The following is an 18,886-nucleotide window of genomic DNA, read 5'->3' as shown; positions in this document are numbered from 1 at the left end:
CTACGCCCAGCGATCCATAAGTTGTTGCATTCCTTCACTAGCACTCATCTCCATCCACTTGTCAAAAGGGTACTCACTTGACTCGTGGTTTATATATATTGTGTAACCGCGGGCATAGCCTGGCAGTTGATTCACTGGACTTACTTGCATACTCGTTCCAATGACGATCAAACAATCTGCTTCTTCAATTTTTTGGATGGCTTCTCCCCATACGTCTAGGGGGAGCATTTCCCCAAACAAAACGACATTCGGTCGCAACATCCCCCCGCACACGCGACAATGGTCACCTTGCATGAATGCTCCCAAGTCATGGGAGGTTTCACATGCATGACAACGTATCGTTTGGATGTTTCCGTGCAGCTCTAAAACGTTTTCATTTCCCGCTTGTTGATGAAGACCGTCGACGTTTTGCGTAGCAAGCATATGTAATTTCCCTTGTTCTTCCAACTGTTTCATCAACCGATGCCCGACATGTGGTTCGATCGTCTCTAATTTTTTTATCCGTTCTCGATAAAAAGATTGAAACACATCTGGATGATTCGATAGTGCTTGAACACTCGCCACTTCTTCGGGGCGAAACGATTGCCATAACCCTGTCTCAGATCGAAAATCTGGGATTCCCGACTCTGTAGACATCCCTGCACCGGTTAGAATTGCGACTCGTTTCACATCTGTTGGTATCATGGAATGTTCCTCCTTCGACCGTTCATGAAATTGCCATCACCTAACACTGGATGAGGTAGGTCATTTCTCTTATAATTAAACTATGACAGAGTCAGTTTGAGGTGTGAGATGGAATATTTAATTTTTATTGTCGGAACAGCTCTTTTTGGAATTGGATTTTTTTTATTGCTCTTATTATTATACATGAAAAAAAAGATGACAGTTCCATTCATTATGATGGGTGCCGGCGTACTCTTATGCTTTGCCGGTCTTATACTCGCCCAAGATTTTTCTGCTACATGACATAAAGCAACGAGGTTGGCAACTGTGCCACCTCGTTGCTTTAGAAAACCAGGCATATGTCCGCTTTTGAAATATTGAATGTTCAGTTAGAATGAATGTATTGCACGGTAAGGAGGCGACACGATGAGACAGATGCTTATTTTTAATGAAGACTTACAATTTAATCAACGGGTCGGAATGCCAGTAAAAATCTACTGCCGAACAAGGCAAAAGACACTTGCCTTTGGGAGGATTCAGGCGATCACTCCCCACTTCATTAACGTTTCAAGAACGTGGTTTATGCGCAGAGATTATCTAATTATCGGAATTGCGCCAACAGAGTGATTATTGATGAAAAAGGTTCACCCCATGCACACGCTCTAGCCATTCTAACGTTTCATAGCGACGATTCGCTTCAACGGTCGTTGGCCATAATTCATCGTACCGTTCAATGATTTCATTTCGCAATGATTTATAATCTTTCTCCGCTTCATCGTACCGCTTCTTCACAATGGTTAAGTAGAAAGTCAACCCTCCTGCTATGACGAAGAGCGGGAGCACATACGAAGAATTGATCATGTATTCAATAACTGTGTACTCTCCTTGATTTGCAGCGAGAAAAAAGATCCCGACTAAGATGATCCAAGCAGCAGTAGATACCCATCCACAGAAGATGACGCGCTTTTCTTGCTTCTTTTCTTCTTGTTTTCTCGAAATTAATTCTGTAAGTAAACGTCTAGCAAATGGAGACATCTGCTTGTTCACATCCACGACCACCCTAACCACCTCTTCCTACACTATATGCTGGCTAGGACAATGTATGAATGCTACTGAATGGCAAAAACGAGCGTGACAAAAACAAGCAGTACGAAAACAATCGTGAGAATTTGTATGAGTCTTGGACTCTTTTTTTGTACCCTTCTTGTCGTTTCGGGTTGTTCGTTCTCTTCTACCTCTTGGCCATCGTCAATGGATCTTCTTGATTGCCTGCGATACGTATCCATTCTTCTAGGGGTGAGCGTTGCCGAAACTTCTTGCTCACTTTGTTGATTATACTTTCGACTTCGGTACTTCTCCGCCAAGTGACCCACCCCTTTCGTTGCCATAAGTTACTTGTACAGTAACGTATTCCCGGTAATTTGACAAATATCCTGTTTCAACGTTCGTGTGAACACGTTGAAAAAAAACGATAATCATCATAAAATAGAAAGGAGACCAATTGTGGAGGGATAGTGAAATGAACATATACTCGATCGTTGACAAGGATACATGTATCGCTTGCGGCGCTTGCAGTCTATCTGCTCCCAACCTTTATGATTACGATGAAGAAGGGCTCGCCAGCTTCACACCTGATGATAATCAAGGAACGACCCCTATCTCAGAAGCAGATGAAGATTGTTTCATGGACGCTTATGAAGGCTGCCCGTCAGATTCGATTAAATATGCGAATGAGCCTTTTTTCGGAGACCCTCTCCGAAATGAATGAACGAAGCCCATCGAAACCCTACCTCGAAGACGAGGTATTTTCATTCCCATTTTACTTTCGTGCGTCAGTGAATTAAACACATAGAGAAAAAGGAGATGGACCGATTGAGTCAGACCATTTACGTACTTGTAGCAGATCACATGAGCAAGGAAGGGTTAAAACCACTACATGATGAACCTTCCATAGAGGTCGTGGAAAGTTCCCCAGATCAAGTCGAATCACTAGAAAAGTTCACTGCTTTAATTGTACGTAGTGCCACGCAAGTTGATGAAGCACTACTCCAAAGATTGCCGAATTTAAAAATTGTAGCCAGAGCAGGTGTCGGGATTGATAATATCGATCTTGACGCTGCCACAAAACATGGCGTAATCGTCATTAATGCCCCTGATGGTAACACCATTTCTACTGCTGAGCATACATTTGCGATGATGATTTCCTTAGCAAGAAATATACCGCAAGCCTATGTGTCTGTGAAAGATCGTGAATGGAATCGAAAAGCTTTTCAAGGAATGGAACTAAGAGGAAAAACACTCGGCATTATCGGCTTCGGCCGTATTGGTTCAGAACTTTCAAAACGAGCGGCAGCGTTCCAAATGAACGTCATCGTATTTGATCCTTTTTTAACGCCAGAACGAGCAAAAAAGGCCGGGGTGTCCCTCGTCACGTTTGATGATCTCTTGCAAGAAGCCGATGTCATCACAGTACATACCCCTCTTACCAAAGAAACAAAAGGGTTACTTGGTGAGAAGAACCTTGCGAAAACGAAGAAAGGTGTGTTGTTGCTTAACTGCGCACGAGGCGGCATCATTGATGAAGAAGCATTGCGTAAAGCGATTGAATCGGGTCATATTCGAGGCGCTGCACTCGATGTTTTTGAAAACGAGCCGACCGATCATTATGAATTAATTTCCTTGAAAGAGGTCGTGGCAACACCTCATATCGCAGCCTCTACAGTCGAAGCTCAGGAAAGTGTCGCCTCGCAGGTTTCTGAGGAAATTGTACACGTCTTGCAAGGTGCGCCAGCCATTCATTCTTTGAACTTACCGGCAATTTCTGAAGAATTGTATGACAAAATTAAACCGTATTACAACCTTACGAAACTGATGGGGCACTTCGCGTCACAATGTGTGAAAACAGCGGTGAAGCATATTGATGTAACATTTAGTGGCACGATTGCCAATGAAGAAACTTCGGTACTCACGAGAAGCTTTATGGCTGGGTTCTTGTCGCCAAGAGTAGACGCAGGGGTCAATGAAGTGAACGCAGGGGTGATCGCAAAAGAACGAGGAATTTCATATAGCGAAATCCATAGCTCAGATGCGCACGGATATGCAAATATCGTAGAAGCTAACATTTCAGGCACAGCTGGAGAGTTTCTTGTTCGAGGAACATATGTCGATGCATACGGACCGAGAATTGTACGAATCAATGAATTTAACGTTGACTTATTTCCTTCAGGTCACCTTCTCTATATTCGTCATAACGACCAGCCAGGTGTTATTGGCGAAATGGGACAATTGATTGGAGAACACGGGTTGAATATTGCAACGATGCAAGTAGGAAGAAAAGAAGAAGGCGGAGACGCAATTATGATGCTGTCTGTCGATAAAGAAGTGCCTGATGCCGCCCTTCGTGATTTATTATCAATCGATGCCATCCTAGCGGCAGACCTTATCGAGTTATAATTTTCTTTTTAACGATAAAAAAAGGACTCCTTTGCGGAGTCCTTTTTGTTGAACATATGCGTTGTGCGTTTTTACGGCTCAGGAAAGAAGTGGTACAGAATCACAGCCAGTTGTGTTTCCTCCTTCTGCGATAAAAACCGCTCCCCTTCTTCTGTCAAACAAGCATGCTCACTTGTCAGGAGTAGCCACTTTTCTTGATCTGCGACGCGATGGAAAAATCGATATAAGTTTACAGCCTTTGGCTTTTTATGCTCGAGCAACGAATACTCTAATCGTGCTTCGATGTGCTTCCAAAAGGATGCAGTCAATAAGCCATCTGTGTCTAAGCGAACCGGTTGTTGACGATGAATCATCGTGAGCACAGAACGGAATAGAATTAATAGCCACGCTTCTTCGCTGTTTTTCTCCTGATCATTTAACCAGCGAAGCATTGCAGCCGGCATATTCTGGGCTTCCATCCACTCTGACTCCTCTCATACTTTTACTCGTTTAATATACTTCGCACCAAGCTTGCATCATTCATCGTCGTTTTCCCTACCCATACTTCAGTAGAGATGTGACTAAACTCTGGCTCTTCAATGAGTAGCACAAAGAAATTCAACAAAGACAAAAGTATTGATGCAAAAACAAACACGACACACATTCTTTTTACATAATCCAGCACCTCACGCAGCTCCTCTACAACACACTCTTCAACAGTGATGTATATGCAGCGTAGGCATGAATCATTAGTCTTTAAACACGATTGCACTTCTCTCATATGGAATATCGGCAACATCGAGTGAATGATTAACGAATCTGGCAACCGTAAAGAAATAATCTGACAGTCGATTCATATAAGCAAGTACGGGCATATGAATCGTTTCAATGTCAGCAAGTGCAGCCACTTCACGTTCTGCTCTCCTCGTTTCCGTTCTGCAAACGTGTAAATCCGCAGACGCTTCACTGCCTCCAGGTAAAATAAATCGTTCAATTTTAGGGGAAAGACTCGTCCAATGGTCAATCCACTCTTCTAATTGAGCGGCATTTCTTTCTGTTACTTTATATGTCGGGTCGTCCTTCACCGTTGCAAGGTCACTTCCACAATCAAAAAGTTCGTGTTGAATGACGAGGAGTTCGCTCTCTAGCTTATGAAATTCACTCTTTTTTGCAACGGAGTGGCGTGCCCTCGCAACAAAGCTGTTCACTTCATCAATGCTCCCATAAGCGACGATTCGTTGGTCGTGCTTTTTTCGACGTCCACCGATTACACTTGTTTTGCCTTCGTCTCCGCCTCGTGTGTAAATTCGCATCGATTATTGACCTCCTTTGGTCACTTATGGCTTGTATAGCGTCATCGTAAACGTCGTCCCTTTTCCTTCTTTACTTTGTACGACAATATCGCCACCGTGACCATCCACAATATTTTTCACAATCGCTAGACCTAACCCCGTTCCAGCGTTGCCTCTCGTTCTCGCTTTATCTGCTTTGTAAAAGCGTTCAAATACGAACGGAAGGTCGCTTTCAGGAATACCGCTACCCGTATCAATCACTTCAAATCTAACCGCGCTGTCTACATCCGTAATCTTACAGACGATTTCTCCGCCTTCGGCTGTATGTCTCACCGCATTTGAGAGAAGGTTTGTTAACACTTGTTCTAGTCGATCGGGATCAGCGTTCAAGTGGATGGGTGGGTCAGGAGAGACAAATCGCAATGTCACTTTTGCTTCCTCAGCCATTTTATTGAACTTAACCATCACTTTTCTCGCCAATTCGACAACTTCAATGTCTTGTTTCTCCAACGTTATATGCCCAGATTCCATTCGAGCAATATCCAATAGTTCATTAACGAGTCGACCCATTCGCAAGGATTCATCGTAAATAATCTGAGTGATTTCATCTTTCTCTTTGTCTGTTTCAGCCACACCGTCCATTAACGCCTCGCTATACCCTTGAAGCATTGATATGGGTGTGCGCAGTTCGTGAGAAACGTTGGCAATAAAGTCTTTGCGCAGTTTATCGTGTTGACGCTCTTCTGTCATATCACGAATGACGAGCACAACTCCGCGTACGTGAGATTGATCATATAAAGGCGTCATAAGAGACGCATACGTTCTGCCTTGAACGGTCACTTCTACCCATTGCTCTTGCTCTTGAGTAACGACTTTTTTAAACAACGCATCTAAACGGTCTGGCAAACGTGTCGTTTTGTCGTGATCTTCATACATGAATGCTTCTAAAAACCGTTCCGCAGGCGGATTAGTCACCATCATATCCCCACGACGGTTTAATGTTATGACCCCATCAGCCATACTGCTGAGAATTCTCGTAAGCTGCTCTTTTTCTTGATTGAGAGCATTAATATTATTATTTAACTGTCTACGCATCCGATTAAAAGCAATTGCCAATTGACCAATTTCATCGTGTGTGAGCATTGGCACAGACGTATCAAACTTGCCTTTCGCAACTTCTAACGTCACTTGCCGCATTTTTCGCAAGGGTGCCGTTACACGACTTGAAAGGAAAAACGCAAAAAATGTAGTCAACACAAGTCCAATCGCTGCTGCTAATAAAATTAATCGTTTCGTTTCATCGGTCGACTCCTGCATCAACTCTAACGAATTGTATAAGAAAATGGAATAGTTCTCAGACTCTGTAGATGCCGGGGCGCCGACGACGATGTATTCTGATGGGTCGCCACTGTATTGAGATTCGTAGGAAACGCGACTAATGACACGATCTTCCCCAGCAAAAACTGGCTGGAAACTATCATGATTAGAAAAAACAACGGAGGGATGTACTGCCCTTCAGCAAGCGTCGCATCCGTTGTCCAATACGGCACTTCATCCCTAAAAATGACAATCTTCATTCCGTGAGTTCGCTCTAGTTGCCTAACTGAGCGAAAAGATTGGGGCTGGCCTTCGCCTTGCTCAATTGTTGAAACAATATACGAAGCATGATTACTTAAGCCATCTTCCATTTGTGAGAGGTGAAAGTTTTCGAAAAACTGATAAAGGAGTATACCTAAAATCCCTAGGACGACCGTAACAAGAAGGAGAATGGTCATCCACAGTTTTCCGACGATACTCCTCCAAATCATTGCTTTTGTTTCACGTTTTCAAATTTGTAACCGATTCCCCAAACCGTCGTAATCATATCTCCCGCTTCTGTCGAGATGCTGTTGAGCTTCTCACGAAGACGCTTTACATGGGTATCCACCGTCCGAAGGTCCCCAAAGAATTCATATTTCCAAACGTCTTTGAGTAGCTTTTCTCTAGAAAATACTTTGTCAGGTGAGCTTGCCAAATAATGCAACAACTCGTACTCTTTTGGAGTGAGCGATACTTCTTCATTTTGAACACTTACCCGGTGAGCATCGTGGTCAATCGTAATATGATCAAAAGCAAGAATGTTTTTCGTTTGTGTGTTCGTTTGTAAATACCGTGTTGATGACGTTCTACGCAGTAGTGCTTTCACACGTAAAATGACTTCTCTAGGGCTGAATGGCTTAACGATATAATCATCCGTTCCTTCCTCAAACCCTTGCACACGGTTAGCTTCTTCGCCCTTAGCGGTAAGAATAGCTACTGGCGTCGCCTTTTCTTTACGCAGTTGTTGCAACACTTCAATTCCATCCATGCCAGGCATCATTAAATCAAGCAATATTAGATCATAATCTTGTTCTTTTGCAAGTTGCAAAGCTATTTCTCCATTTTCTGCTTCTTCAACGATGTAATGCTCCCTTTCAAGATACATCTTTAGTAACCTGCGAATGCGATCCTCGTCATCTACGACTAGAATTTTTACTTCATGGTCCATGTTACTTCCTCCTTCACACATCCAGTTAGAAACGTTATACAAGAAAGGGACGATCGATATGAACGCCCCTTCCATTTGATTCTTTTCTCATCCGATTCCCTCTACGCGTACGAGTGCAAACCTGCAATCACGAGGTTAACAAAGATGAGGTTAAACATGATGATGGCAAAGCCGATAACGGCGAGCCAAGCAGAACGTTCTCCGTGCCAGTTTCTAGACAACCGCAAATGTAAGTACGCGGCATAGAAGAAGAACGTAATGAGCGCCCACACTTCTTTAGGATCCCAGCCCCAGAACCTTGTCCATGCAATTTGTGCATAGATCATTGCAAACGCGAGTCCACCAAGAGCGAACAATGGAAAACCAATGGCAATGGCTCGGTAACTTAACTCGTCCACAGTTTGCGGCTTAACCCCTTTAAGTAATGGTTGCAGCATTGCACTAATGCGACGGTTTTTACCGATAAGTCGAATGATCCAATACAGCACGAAACCACTACCGAATGCCCAGATGACAGTGTTTAAATCTTCACTAATGATCCAGTCTGGCATGTTTACAAGTGGTGACATACGATCTTCAGTGAGGAGCACCCCTTCGTTAGGGCCCACAATGGCAGGAAGCTCATACAATTTCTCTGCTTCTTCTCCATACTCGTTAATATACATAAACTCGGCTTCATAGTTAACTGCTTCAAACACGTTCGTAACAATGACGAAAGCAAGTGCTGAGAGCAACGTATACATAATAAATTCTATACCGAACGTTCGCTTCGTCATCTTCTTGCCACTAAGGTCTAACGTACGAACGAGATATACTAGACCCGCACCAAAGCTGACAGCCAAAATTCCTTGAGCAACGGCCGTCGTGATGACGTGCAACGCAAGCCAGTTTGATTGTAAGGACGGAACTAGAGGCGCAATATCTGTAGAAAATACAGATGCATACGCAATGATTAGCATAACGATCGGAATGGTGAACAATCCGAGAACGTTAGACTTGTAAATGCCGTTAATGATAACAAACGCCAAACTAATGCAAATCGCTAGAAACGCTGTATATTCAAACATGTTACTTACAGGCGCATGTCCACCTGCAGCCCAGCGTGTAAAGAAGTAACTAAAGGCAAATACAACCGCAATAATTGTCGCAATGTAGCCCCATGTACCCCAGCGATTGTTTTTAAATTCACCTTCTTTATTGCGGAATTTTCTTCCTGTGACCGAAACCGCATAACAAATGGTCGCGATAAGGTAGAAAACGAACGCAATGTACAGCAGATTACTACTCAACTCTGCTAATGAATTCATACAGGTACCTCCTAGTCATTGACCTTATCGTCAATCACTGCCTTTTATAATCGATCTCTTTCCTCGTATTCCTCTTCATACTCTTTATCTGTTTGATCGAGTGGTTCTTCAAGTTCGGTCTCTTGCGCGAGTTCGCGAATTTCTTTTTTAATTGACTCCCAGTTTTTATTCGTGTGAGCTGCGATCATAATGTTTTGATCAGCGTCACGTTGGAGCCAAATTCTTCGGTGCGGCCAATAAGACCCTTGAACTAAACCAATTAAGAAAATAGAACCTCCGACAATTAAGAACGGGAGCGTTAAATCTTTTCGCACTTTGAGTCCAGTGACGTGATTCGTGTCAATGCCTGCAAATGAAAAGGCATACTGATGGGGATCATCATCTTCATCACGAATTTCGAAGTTCCTTTGAATGCGAATAAATGTAAGCTCTTCTTCGCCAGCGTCATTTTCTGTTTGGAAAATAAAGGCCGGATTATCAGGCACATTATTCTCGGTTGTCGGAACGCCCTCATCATTAATCATGAAGTTTGCAAAATAATCATAAATGTACACTTGATCGCCGTTGTCGAGCTCATAATAGTCTTCGGGGTTATTCAAGTCTACCGTAAACGTCCCTGCCGCTTCACCACTCTCTTGATCTTCAACATCAAATGTCATCGCTTTGAGCTCATTCATTTTGTAATCCAATTGATAGATCGAGTAATTATCAAAGTAGAGTGGTTGATTCACTTCAATCTCGTCTTCAGAAAGAAGTTCTAGCTCACGTTCAGCACCTACGGTCGTATCTTCTTGTGCAAGATAGAGTGACGAGTGCGTTCGGAACGTCTCAATATGTTCTGCATCCGAGCCTTCCATTACACCTTGAAAACGCTCATCGGCTTCATCGTACAATTCCAAATCAAATTGTTTGTTCTCTAAGTAGTATTCTTTGGAAGTTCCTGGAATTGGCACCGTCTCTCCTTCACGCACCCACATGTTTTCGTCAATGTACATGCCTGGAAAGAACCGTAGCATTGCCCCGACAAGAAAGATGATCAGACCGATGTGATTCACATAAGGACCCCAACGTGCCCAACGGCTTTTTTCAGCTAGGATATTGCCATTTTCTTCGAAGATGTTGTAACGCTTCTTCTTAAGAAGCCCTTTTGCCTTGTTCATCGTTTCATCCGCATCTTCTACAGCGCTTGTACCAAATACTCTTTGGCGTTTCATAAAATTATGATGCCGGGTTACCCGTTGTGATTTAAGCGCCTTGTATAATGGGAAAAAGCGATCAATACTTGCAATTAAAATCGATACACCGAGTGCGGCGATTAACAGCATATACCACCATGATCCATACAAGTTGTGGAAGCCGAGTATGTAATATAACTCCCCTGCCCAACCGTATTCATCATAATAGAACGTTGCTGCATCTTCCCCTGGTGGAATAAATAATTCTTGTGGGAATATGGTACCGATCGCAGACGCAAACAGCAAAATGACAATAATGGATATCCCTACTTTTACTGAAGAAAAGAAATTCCATATCTTGTCAATCATTGAGCGGTTATACGTTTGCGACCTTCTGGCAGCACCTTCATACCGCATGTTTAATAGTTCCTTGTTATCACCTGTAAGCGGTTTACCGCACGACGCACATACTTCTGTACCGTATGGATTCGTGTGGCCGCATTCACATTTCACCTGTTCCAAATAATCACCTCGTTCAGACTCGAGATGGCGAATATCCCAAGGAATATTATACCTACAAAAACCCTGTCGTACCGCCTTTTTTCGCTAGTTTTTATGACGTTTATGTGACAGCCATTTCACGAAGTCTGGCAACTTCATATGGTTTTAAAGGTCGGTAATCTCCGGGATTTAACTTATCTAATGTTAGAAAAGAATAGTGCTCTCTCTTTAACTTTAAAACGGGATGTCCGACAGCTTCAAGCATACGTCTAACTTGGTGATTTCTTCCTTCCGTAATGACGAGCTCGATGATGGACGTGTCGTTTTGCTTATTTCCAGACTTGAATGATGCTTTTGCTGGTAATGTTTTTCCGTCCTCAAGCGTCACACCAGACGCTAGCTTTTTGAGCGTATCTTTAGAAGGCTTCCCTTGTACTTTAGCAATATACGTTTTTTTGATTTTGCTTTTTGGGTGCATCATTAAATTTGAGAATTCACCATCGTTAGTTAAGAGAAGAATGCCAGACGTATCGTAGTCAAGTCGTCCGACAGGAAAAATTCGTTGTTCGACGTCATTGATGAGATCGGTCACAACTTGCCGGTCTTTGTCATCACTTACTGCTGATATTACTTTTCTCGGTTTATAGAGCAGATAATAAACAGGCGCTTCTTTTGTAATAAGCACACCATCTACCTCTATTTCTGCTTTCGCAGATACTTTTGTTCCTAATTCTTTGACCACATCTCCGTTTACTTTTACGCGACCTTCCGTAATTAACGTTTCGGCTTTTCGCCTTGATGTGATGCCTGCTTGAGCGATTACTTTTTGCAAGCGTTCCATCTTTTCACCCCAAGTTCTAAAATCTTGCTTTACTAAAGCTAAAGTTCCATTTTATCATACGCCTCATTTCTTGTTTTCACAAGCGACGGCGTTGAATGGGAAACAGTGCAAATCTTCCGTAAAAAAAGCCGACCCTGCGGTCGGCGACGATTACATATTACCAAACACGAGCATAACGAAGAAAATTGCTGCACATAGTCCACAAATATCAGCGAGTAAACCGACTTTTAATGCATCACCAATTTTCTTAATGCCGACTGCACCGAAATAAACAGTAATGACATAGAGGGTCGTGTCGGTGCTTCCTTGCATCGTGGAAGCTAAACGACCGATGAAAGAGTCAGGGCCGTGCACACGAATTAAATCGCTCATAATGCCTAAAGCTCCTGTGCCTGATAATGGACGCATAATCGCTAGCGGAACAATATCTGCAGGGACACCAATGAATGCAAGCACAGGTTGGATGGCTGATAGCAAGAAATCTAATGCCCCTGACGCTCGAAACACAGAGATGGCAACTAACATGCCGACGAGAGGAGGAATGATGGAGATGGCAAGTTGGAAGCCATCTTTAGCACCTTCTACGAATGTTTCATATGCTGGCACCTTTTTGTAAATGGCCACGACAAGGATTGTAAATAGTAAAGCGGGGATAAGGTACATTGAAATGACCGAAAGGATATACATCTGTTACCTCACCCTCCCTAGCCGTGTCCGACGCCAATGAAAATAACGGTCAATAAGGATTGCACTTGTTGCACCTACAATGGTTGCGGCAATGGTCGTACCGATAATCTCACCGGGGTTTGCAGAACCGTACGTCATGCGAATGGCGATGACTGTCGTAGGAATGAGCGTAATGCTTGCCGTATTAATTGCAAGAAAAGTAATCATGGAACGACTTGCCTCGTCCGTGTTTCCATTTAACTTTTTTAGTTCTTCCATCGCCTTAATGCCCATCGGTGTCGCTGCATTGCCTAACCCAAAGAAATTGGCGGTCATGTTTGACAAAATATACCCCATCGCTGGATGATCTTTTGGCACTTCAGGAAAAAGCTTACCGACGACGGGTGATAGTCGTTTTGAAAGAAATAAAAGCAAGCCACCTTCTTCGGCAATCCGCATCATTCCAAGCCAAAATACGAGGATGCTTATGAGTCCAAAACAGAGCGTCACCGCTTGTTCTGCCCCTTCAAAAACGGCCGCGTTCACTTCTTCCATCCTACCCGTGAACACCGCAAATACTAGGCCTATGATCAACATACTCATCCATATCCAATTAATCATCTGCTCACCTCAACATCTGTTGAATCCTCGACTTCAAGCGATCCCACCAAGAAGCAGCGGGCTCTTCTGCAAGCGGTCTAAAAAGCGGCGCTTGGGTAATGACTTCACCGTCGAGCATGAAGCGTATGTCCGCAGCATGAGGGTCTTCAGACGTTTCGTCGATCGGTTTAATTCTTGGTACAACTCTAGGTATCTCTTCATCTGTCAGAGGAAAATCAATTTGGTCGTGCACTTCATAATCCATCGATTCATCGGAAAGCTGATGTTGCCGACTTAATGGGCCTTCTTTTACGAGTGTTTTCATTTGATACGTATCAAAACCGTATTCAAACATCCGAATGTGGTCGTCCCAATCAGAAGGGGCATTCAGTGTGACCGCAATGAGTTCCATTCCATCTTTTTCCGCTGAAGAAACGAGTGTTCGACGAGCGCGTTTCGTGAAACCCGTTTTTCCCCCCGTACTATATTCATATCTTTCAGTTAACAACCGGTTTTTGTTTTTCCATACACGGTCCCATGACTCATTCTCGTTCGGCGCTCGGTGAACCTCTGTTCCTGATATTTCACGAAACTCGCCCGATTGCATGGCGGCTTGCATAATGATTGCCATATCATGAGCACTTGAGTAATGCTCTTCATGATCATCCAAACCGTGGGGGTTTGCAAACGTTGTGTGCTGTAACCCGAGCCTTCTAACTTGGTCATTCATTAAATATACGAATCCTTCGACACTTCCCCCGATATGTTCAGCAATCGCAACGGCGCTATCATTGCCAGACCTTAACATAAGCCCATAAACCAAGTCACGAAGGGTTACTTTCTCCCCTGCACGAAGGTACAAAGACGACCCTTCAGTACCTTCAGCATTCGTTGATACAGTCACGACATCATCTAAGTTTCCTTGTTCTACCGCAATCATCGCTGTCATGATCTTTGTAATACTTGCAATCCGCTTTTCACTTTCAGCATCCTTTTCGTATAACACGCGACCCGATTCAACCTCAATAAGAATTGCCCCTTCCGCGGATACTGAAAATGGGGCTTCTTCCGCTTGTTCAGCTGTCGCTTCTGCACTCACGAACAACATCCCTACACAAACTAAAATCACTTGGAATAACCGACGCTTCATGTTACGACCTCCTGCCGTCCTCACGACCGCTACTGTTAATGAAAATGTATGCAGGCTTGGCCAAAGTATGAACGAAGAATGAAAATGCAATTAAAAGGAACGATAGGATAGACATCGTTTTATAGAGAGGGAGTTTGAGATGGAAAACATATTTTCAGAAACGATCATCGTTCTTTCTCGAATTATTACGATCTTGCCGTTACTTCTCATCATTACGCTATTCATGGGCAAACGATCCATCGGTGAACTTCCCGTATTCGATTATTTGATTATCATTACACTCGCTTCCGTTACCGGTGCTGATATAGCCGACCCTTCCGTTCCTCATTTCCATACCGTCTTTGCGATCATCGCCATCGCTGCTTTGCAGAAAATATGGACAAACCTTTCCCTTCGCTATCCGAAGTTCGGTAAGAAAGTAACCTTTGCCCCAACAGTCGTGATGGTTCATGGGAAGTTTCTACCAAATAACATTCGCTCAATACAATATTCCATCGACAATGTGATTTGTATGCTTCGTGACAAAAATGTTTTCTACTTCCAAGAAGTGCAATACGCCATCATTGAAGCAAACGGTCAACTGAGCGTGATGAAAGAAGAATATGCGCAACCTGTGACGAAAGAAGACATGAACCTTCCAAACAACCCATCAAACATTTCATATCCTTTAATTTTAGATGGTCAGTTCGAAAATGAAAATGCGATGCGCTTTTCAATGAACGAACGAAACTTGCTCGAGCTGCTCGCCCGCAGAGGCATTAAACGACTAAAGGACGTCTATTATGCGGAAATACATACAAATGGCAATGTCGTTATTACGACACAAAACGGGGAATTGACCCGAACGTCTATTCATCATTAACAGTTCCTTGTTATCTTAGTGAGTAACATGTGCATTCTTATTGATGCTATAATAAATGGGAGTAAGCGAGCACAAAGGCCATAAAGTAGAGTTTGATCTTCTTATTGTTAACCTTTCTTTGATTTTTTTCTCTAGTCTACCTGGAGTTGTTTGTCCATGCGTTGTTCAGGGACATCTTTATAGTGACTGACCCTTCCTTTTTCTTGATTTGATAAACTTCTCGTATACCCCTCACATAAGTTCGAACCGCACTTCCACCTACCACTAAGCCTGTATATCTCTCTAAAAGCCAATCATGGATTTGAGCACTACTTAGGTGGGAATATTCTTCTAACCACTCGAGTACTCATCCTTATAATGGTATAATTTTTTCTTATTTCCAAGGGCTTCTCAATATAGGCCTTGCTTCAACGAATGTCATTTCTGAATACTTATAGACCGTCGGTATTGAGATCTTAAGCTTTTTAGCGAATTGTGCCACTTTAAATTTTCTCTTATGTAATTCCTGAATCCGAATATATAACACGAACTTCTCCCCCAAAACCCTGACCTCCAGTAAAATATCTTTAACATCTATTTATTAAAAGGGGGATTGATTGAGCAAAAGTGTAAAAATCTTATCGAGCAGAAAGTATTAACTTTATTCTAGCGTTTACAGGAATTAGGCGCTGGCGTCCGTTCAATCCGATGTGCTAGTCCAAGCATTTACGGAAGGGTTCATTACCGATGACACCGTCGCCATTGAAGCCACACACCTTAAAGCACGAGACTTAGCGCCCGTAAATGAAGAGAAATCCGAGAACATGAAGGAATCGCCTACAAAACAGGGCCGCAAAACCAAAGCCGACCCGGAAGCTTGGAGTCAAGCGCAGGCAGAAAAAGAAGCGGCACTTTCGCTCTACGATAAGAAAATTGAAGATCAGCTGGACGCCTCTGTTGATTTCTTACGGGCGGAAGTCCCGCTGGATCCCAAGTGGGGCATTAAGAAGAACAGTGAAGGCAAGAATGTGTTTTGGTTTGGCTATAAAGGGCACTTTGCCGTCGGAGCCCAAAGTCAGTACATCCGGCAATCGTTGTTCTCTTCGGGGAACTTGAATGATGGAAAAGCAGCGATCGCTTTACTCAAAGGTGTGAAAAAGCAACTGCCAGACCTTGATGTGACGTATTATACAATGGATGCCGGTTATGATGGCCCAGCCATTTATCAACAGGTCTACCAAAATGGATCCCGTTCCGTGATCGCTTATAACAAGTGCAACGAAGCGGAGGCCTTCGGGTTTGAAAAGCATTTCGCACCGACATGCGTCCGAGAACATTCGTATCGGTATGACAGCTACGACCCTCGATATGAAACGCTCAAATATACACGTCCAAAAGAATGTGCAACATGTCCACTTGCCAGCGATTCCTTATGTCAAAAGGTGTACAAGGTGAACATCAAGCAAAACTTACGTCGTTACAACGCTCCAGCTAGAGGGTCCAAAGCTTGGAAAATCATCTACAATCGCCGAACAGTGGTTGAACGTGTGATTGGCTACCTCAAAGAGTTTTTTCAATTGAACAATATTCGCTACCGCAAAGGAAAGCGAGCGAACGCGTATTTCGACCTCGTCTACCTTCTATACAATGGTTTAAAACTCGCTTGTGATCGACTCACGGAACGTATGAACGAACATCACGCGTAAATTTTTCAAAGCAACCGTATACAAATTGGATTTATCTGTGCTTTTTTAAGAGGAAGACTTATGAAATTGATTCATTTAGACTCCTCTCCAATAAATTATAATTTTTTAGCATAAGGTGATATTAACCTATACTTGGTTCTTCTCTAAGTGGGGCAATGCTATTAGGCGTTTGAACATTTCTCTACTCTGATTAAAACCCCGTCTAAGATATGAGTAGACTCCTACAGAAATTACGTGAGTAGCAGCTACGGCGACCTGATAGCCTACACTAGTAACCCAGCTACAAGTGTCCTCGTAGTCAGTATAAGTCTTAATCAAAGCAAATACATGACAAGCAAATAGTCTTATCTACACTTTCTAACTGCTTCATTTCTGGTAAAGCTCTTAGAAATTATGAATTAGATTTCTGAGATAAAACTTCCTTAAATTGCCTACTAAAATTAAACACTCTTCTTTTTATATCTTCGTTCACTAGAATAAAACCTTCATTAACTTCTTCAAAATCACTTTTGCATGTCGAAATTTGAAATGGGATTGTTAGGCCTGAAAGACCACGCACTACAATTCTTAAATGATCAAGGGCTTGAACATTTCTTATGCCACCACCATTAGATAACAAACCCACTGGTTTCATGTAGAATTGTTCTATAGCTAAAGAATCAAGTGCATTCTTTAAGATACCAGAGTAGGAATTATGGTATAAGGGTGATGCTAAAATAATACCATCCGCTTCATGAGCGGCCATTACTAGATCCCTCGTTTTCTTATCTGGATGCTGTCTCGGTTTGTGGTGGTACTCCGAGTCAGCATATGGTAACGTTTGAACAGACAAATCAACCAAGTGAACCTCAAAGTCTTTCTCTAGTTCTTTTTGCACTGCTTTGCAAAGAATAAGTGTACGAGAAGGATTATCTAAACTACCTGATAAAATCAATACTTTCTTCATAAACTCATTTCTCCTTTATTTGAATTTTGTTTAACATCTTTTTTATGTGCAACCTTCCATAACATCATGCTAAATAGTACACTTAATAAAGTATATAGACTCATGGCTATAAAAGCCCAAAACAAACTAACTAATGATAAGACAAAACCTACAATCAAATATGCAAGACCATCTGTTACATTTCCCAAAGTTGACCTTAATGCCATAACCCGACCCAGCATACTTTCCTCAGAGGCAGTTTGTAAATAAGTAGTTAACGTGATTCCACCTATTGTGAATGAAATACCCATAATAAAGGCTGCAAATAAAACCATAGTGAAATTTGTAGAAAAACCTAATATTAATAATACAACCGATCTTAAGCTATATCCAAAGAACAACCAATTTATAGGTTTCTTTACTTTTATCTTCGCCATAACAAAAGAACTTATAACTGAAGATAAAGTAATCGTAGAAAGTACAAAACCTAGCAATTCTTCAGTTGACAGATTCAAGTTATACAGCAAATTAGGAATTGCCAGTTGTATAACGCCAACACCCAGTAACAATTGACAGAAGAAAGCAAACATCATAACAGCGATACTTTTATTATCGTAAAGCATGTATTTCAAGCCAAGCCACGCACTAACAAAAATATTTTGTTTTTTATTCTCCTCAATATTTTTATTAACAGGAAAATTAACTATAGTTAAAAAAAACGCAGACAGAACATAGGCTAGGCAATTTATAAACAATAGTGAAGAAACTTCTAAATTAAAAATTAAGAACACACCACCAAAAGAGGGTCCCATCATAGCAGCGATGTTTTTTGTAATATTAAAATATGAATTGACTTGATTTAACTTTTCTTTATCTTCTAATAAGATAAACACAGAGGCTTGATTTGTCGGAAAATAAAAAGCTCTAAAAATTGTAAGCAATACTGAGATAATTATTAATGTAGTTACAGTAAGTGCTTCAAAATAAAAAAGGATAGGTATTACAAGCACTAAAAACGCTCTGACCAATTCACATAAAATCATTAACTTCTTTTTATTATATCTGTCGGCAACCACGCCCCCAATAATGCCAAAAAAGAAGTAAGGAACTGTCCCCGCAAAAAGAACCATACTTGCTTGAAATATACTATCACTTAATTGGTGGGCTAATAAGGTTACGGCTAAGAGGTAGATAGAAGCACCTAAAGTAGAAGAAAAATCGCCAGCCCAGAGTAGTTTTAAATTTTTATTCAATTTAATC

At 42.1% G+C, this 18,886-nt stretch carries 20 protein-coding genes and 3 pseudogenes; 6 read left to right on the top strand and 17 right to left on the bottom strand.

Going from position 1 to position 18,886, the window contains the following annotated elements; genetic code table 11:
* On the bottom strand, window positions 1-684 hold the full coding sequence (locus ACE1TF_RS12455; protein WP_375017179.1) for an SIR2 family NAD-dependent protein deacylase: 684 nt from the start codon (window positions 682-684) through the stop codon (window positions 1-3).
* A gap of 108 nt (window positions 685-792) precedes the next feature.
* Between ACE1TF_RS12455 and ACE1TF_RS12450 the strand changes: the two genes are divergently transcribed.
* A complete protein-coding gene (locus ACE1TF_RS12450; protein WP_193744637.1) occupies window positions 793-966 on the top strand; it encodes a hypothetical protein in 174 nt (57 codons plus the stop codon).
* A 123-nt stretch (window positions 967-1,089) separates the two neighbouring features.
* On the top strand, window positions 1,090-1,290 hold the full coding sequence (locus ACE1TF_RS12445; RefSeq protein WP_375017177.1) for a hypothetical protein: 201 nt from the start codon (window positions 1,090-1,092) through the stop codon (window positions 1,288-1,290).
* Here the strand turns inward: ACE1TF_RS12445 and ACE1TF_RS12440 are convergent, their stop codons facing one another.
* Together ACE1TF_RS12440 and ACE1TF_RS12435 are read right to left on the bottom strand one after the other, a co-directional pair.
* Window positions 1,291-1,710, bottom strand: a complete 420-nt coding sequence (locus ACE1TF_RS12440) for a DUF2663 family protein (protein WP_375017175.1) — start codon at window positions 1,708-1,710, stop codon at window positions 1,291-1,293. It lies immediately after the preceding gene.
* 62 nt (window positions 1,711-1,772) lie between these two features.
* A complete protein-coding gene (locus tag ACE1TF_RS12435; RefSeq protein WP_375017173.1) occupies window positions 1,773-2,027 on the bottom strand; it encodes a hypothetical protein in 255 nt (84 codons plus the stop codon).
* Window positions 2,028-2,182: 155 nt separating this feature from the next.
* Here ACE1TF_RS12435 and ACE1TF_RS12430 point away from each other — a divergent pair, with 155 nt between their 5' ends.
* Window positions 2,183-2,431: a ferredoxin gene (locus tag ACE1TF_RS12430; RefSeq protein WP_375017171.1), complete on the top strand. Its 249-nt coding sequence runs from the start codon at window positions 2,183-2,185 to the stop codon at window positions 2,429-2,431.
* A gap of 95 nt (window positions 2,432-2,526) precedes the next feature.
* Window positions 2,527-4,116: a phosphoglycerate dehydrogenase gene (gene serA / locus ACE1TF_RS12425; protein WP_375017168.1), complete on the top strand. Its 1,590-nt coding sequence runs from the start codon at window positions 2,527-2,529 to the stop codon at window positions 4,114-4,116.
* A 71-nt stretch (window positions 4,117-4,187) separates the two neighbouring features.
* Here the strand turns inward: serA and ACE1TF_RS12420 are convergent, their stop codons facing one another.
* From ACE1TF_RS12420 to ACE1TF_RS12370, 11 genes and pseudogenes are all read right to left on the bottom strand, one after another.
* Window positions 4,188-4,574 carry a hypothetical protein gene (locus tag ACE1TF_RS12420; protein ID WP_375017165.1) on the bottom strand — a complete coding sequence of 129 codons (387 nt, stop codon included), beginning with the start codon at window positions 4,572-4,574 and terminating at the stop codon, window positions 4,188-4,190.
* Between the two features lie 23 nt (window positions 4,575-4,597).
* Entirely contained in the window at window positions 4,598-4,780 is a 183-nt protein-coding gene (locus ACE1TF_RS12415) for a hypothetical protein (protein WP_375017163.1), read from the bottom strand.
* A gap of 64 nt (window positions 4,781-4,844) precedes the next feature.
* Entirely contained in the window at window positions 4,845-5,408 is a 564-nt protein-coding gene (locus tag ACE1TF_RS12410; RefSeq protein ID WP_375017160.1) for a cob(I)yrinic acid a,c-diamide adenosyltransferase, read from the bottom strand.
* A 24-nt stretch (window positions 5,409-5,432) separates the two neighbouring features.
* Window positions 5,433-7,195, bottom strand: a pseudogene (locus ACE1TF_RS12405) (ATP-binding protein).
* Complete coding sequence (locus ACE1TF_RS12400; RefSeq protein ID WP_375017157.1) at window positions 7,192-7,914, bottom strand: response regulator transcription factor; 723 nt, start codon at window positions 7,912-7,914, stop codon at window positions 7,192-7,194. Before ACE1TF_RS12400 ends, ACE1TF_RS12405 begins: the two are co-directional and overlap by 4 nt.
* A gap of 101 nt (window positions 7,915-8,015) precedes the next feature.
* Window positions 8,016-9,221, bottom strand: coding sequence for a c-type cytochrome biogenesis protein CcsB (gene ccsB / locus ACE1TF_RS12395; protein WP_375017154.1), 1,206 nt, complete (start codon window positions 9,219-9,221; stop codon window positions 8,016-8,018).
* A 44-nt stretch (window positions 9,222-9,265) separates the two neighbouring features.
* A complete protein-coding gene (resB, locus tag ACE1TF_RS12390; RefSeq protein WP_375017454.1) occupies window positions 9,266-10,909 on the bottom strand; it encodes a cytochrome c biogenesis protein ResB in 1,644 nt (547 codons plus the stop codon).
* Window positions 10,910-11,018: 109 nt separating this feature from the next.
* Window positions 11,019-11,738, bottom strand: coding sequence for a pseudouridine synthase (locus ACE1TF_RS12385; protein WP_042397545.1), 720 nt, complete (start codon window positions 11,736-11,738; stop codon window positions 11,019-11,021).
* Between the two features lie 150 nt (window positions 11,739-11,888).
* Complete coding sequence (locus tag ACE1TF_RS12380) at window positions 11,889-12,425, bottom strand: spore maturation protein (RefSeq protein WP_375017151.1); 537 nt, start codon at window positions 12,423-12,425, stop codon at window positions 11,889-11,891.
* A 3-nt stretch (window positions 12,426-12,428) separates the two neighbouring features.
* Window positions 12,429-13,025, bottom strand: a complete 597-nt coding sequence (locus ACE1TF_RS12375; RefSeq protein ID WP_042427473.1) for a nucleoside recognition domain-containing protein — start codon at window positions 13,023-13,025, stop codon at window positions 12,429-12,431.
* 4 nt (window positions 13,026-13,029) lie between these two features.
* A complete protein-coding gene (locus ACE1TF_RS12370) occupies window positions 13,030-14,154 on the bottom strand; it encodes a D-alanyl-D-alanine carboxypeptidase family protein (protein WP_375017149.1) in 1,125 nt (374 codons plus the stop codon).
* A gap of 139 nt (window positions 14,155-14,293) precedes the next feature.
* Here ACE1TF_RS12370 and ACE1TF_RS12365 point away from each other — a divergent pair, with 139 nt between their 5' ends.
* Window positions 14,294-15,016: a YetF domain-containing protein gene (locus ACE1TF_RS12365; protein ID WP_375017146.1), complete on the top strand. Its 723-nt coding sequence runs from the start codon at window positions 14,294-14,296 to the stop codon at window positions 15,014-15,016.
* A 58-nt stretch (window positions 15,017-15,074) separates the two neighbouring features.
* Here ACE1TF_RS12365 and ACE1TF_RS12360 read toward each other — a convergent pair.
* A pseudogene (locus ACE1TF_RS12360) lies at window positions 15,075-15,542 on the bottom strand (IS21 family transposase); the annotation flags it as partial.
* Between the two features lie 160 nt (window positions 15,543-15,702).
* Here ACE1TF_RS12360 and ACE1TF_RS12355 point away from each other — a divergent pair.
* Window positions 15,703-16,701: pseudogene (locus tag ACE1TF_RS12355) on the top strand (transposase); the annotation flags it as partial.
* A gap of 391 nt (window positions 16,702-17,092) precedes the next feature.
* Here the strand turns inward: ACE1TF_RS12355 and ACE1TF_RS12350 are convergent.
* A complete protein-coding gene (locus tag ACE1TF_RS12350; RefSeq protein WP_375017144.1) occupies window positions 17,093-17,647 on the bottom strand; it encodes an NADPH-dependent FMN reductase in 555 nt (184 codons plus the stop codon).
* On the bottom strand, window positions 17,644-18,879 hold the full coding sequence (locus ACE1TF_RS12345) for an MFS transporter (protein ID WP_375017142.1): 1,236 nt from the start codon (window positions 18,877-18,879) through the stop codon (window positions 17,644-17,646). Before ACE1TF_RS12345 ends, ACE1TF_RS12350 begins: the two co-directional genes overlap by 4 nt.
* Window positions 18,880-18,886: the final 7 nt, after the last annotated feature.

The organism is Geomicrobium sp. JSM 1781026 (assembly GCF_041949955.1).
GTDB lineage: Bacteria > Bacillota > Bacilli > Bacillales > Marinococcaceae > Geomicrobium_A.
Note: the sequence above shows the minus strand (reverse complement) of the source record. Positions and strands in the feature narration are given on the sequence as shown.

What these genes read in the sequence shown, in the direction of transcription:
- ACE1TF_RS12455 (WP_375017179.1), bottom strand. Translation starts at nt 684, where the DNA reads ATGATACCAACAGATGTGAAACGAGTCGCAATTCTAACCGGTGCAGGG.
- ACE1TF_RS12450 (WP_193744637.1), top strand. Translation starts at nt 793, where the DNA reads ATGGAATATTTAATTTTTATTGTCGGAACAGCTCTTTTTGGAATTGGA.
- ACE1TF_RS12445 (WP_375017177.1), top strand. Translation starts at nt 1,090, where the DNA reads ATGAGACAGATGCTTATTTTTAATGAAGACTTACAATTTAATCAACGG.
- ACE1TF_RS12430 (WP_375017171.1), top strand. Translation starts at nt 2,183, where the DNA reads ATGAACATATACTCGATCGTTGACAAGGATACATGTATCGCTTGCGGC.
- serA (WP_375017168.1), top strand. Translation starts at nt 2,527, where the DNA reads ATGGACCGATTGAGTCAGACCATTTACGTACTTGTAGCAGATCACATG.
- ACE1TF_RS12420 (WP_375017165.1), bottom strand. Translation starts at nt 4,574, where the DNA reads ATGGAAGCCCAGAATATGCCGGCTGCAATGCTTCGCTGGTTAAATGAT.
- ACE1TF_RS12410 (WP_375017160.1), bottom strand. Translation starts at nt 5,408, where the DNA reads ATGCGAATTTACACACGAGGCGGAGACGAAGGCAAAACAAGTGTAATC.
- ACE1TF_RS12400 (WP_375017157.1), bottom strand. Translation starts at nt 7,914, where the DNA reads ATGGACCATGAAGTAAAAATTCTAGTCGTAGATGACGAGGATCGCATT.
- ccsB (WP_375017154.1), bottom strand. Translation starts at nt 9,221, where the DNA reads ATGAATTCATTAGCAGAGTTGAGTAGTAATCTGCTGTACATTGCGTTC.
- ACE1TF_RS12385 (WP_042397545.1), bottom strand. Translation starts at nt 11,738, where the DNA reads ATGGAACGCTTGCAAAAAGTAATCGCTCAAGCAGGCATCACATCAAGG.
- ACE1TF_RS12380 (WP_375017151.1), bottom strand. Translation starts at nt 12,425, where the DNA reads ATGTATATCCTTTCGGTCATTTCAATGTACCTTATCCCCGCTTTACTA.
- ACE1TF_RS12375 (WP_042427473.1), bottom strand. Translation starts at nt 13,025, where the DNA reads ATGATTAATTGGATATGGATGAGTATGTTGATCATAGGCCTAGTATTT.
- ACE1TF_RS12370 (WP_375017149.1), bottom strand. Translation starts at nt 14,154, where the DNA reads ATGAAGCGTCGGTTATTCCAAGTGATTTTAGTTTGTGTAGGGATGTTG.
- ACE1TF_RS12365 (WP_375017146.1), top strand. Translation starts at nt 14,294, where the DNA reads ATGGAAAACATATTTTCAGAAACGATCATCGTTCTTTCTCGAATTATT.
- ACE1TF_RS12350 (WP_375017144.1), bottom strand. Translation starts at nt 17,647, where the DNA reads ATGAAGAAAGTATTGATTTTATCAGGTAGTTTAGATAATCCTTCTCGT.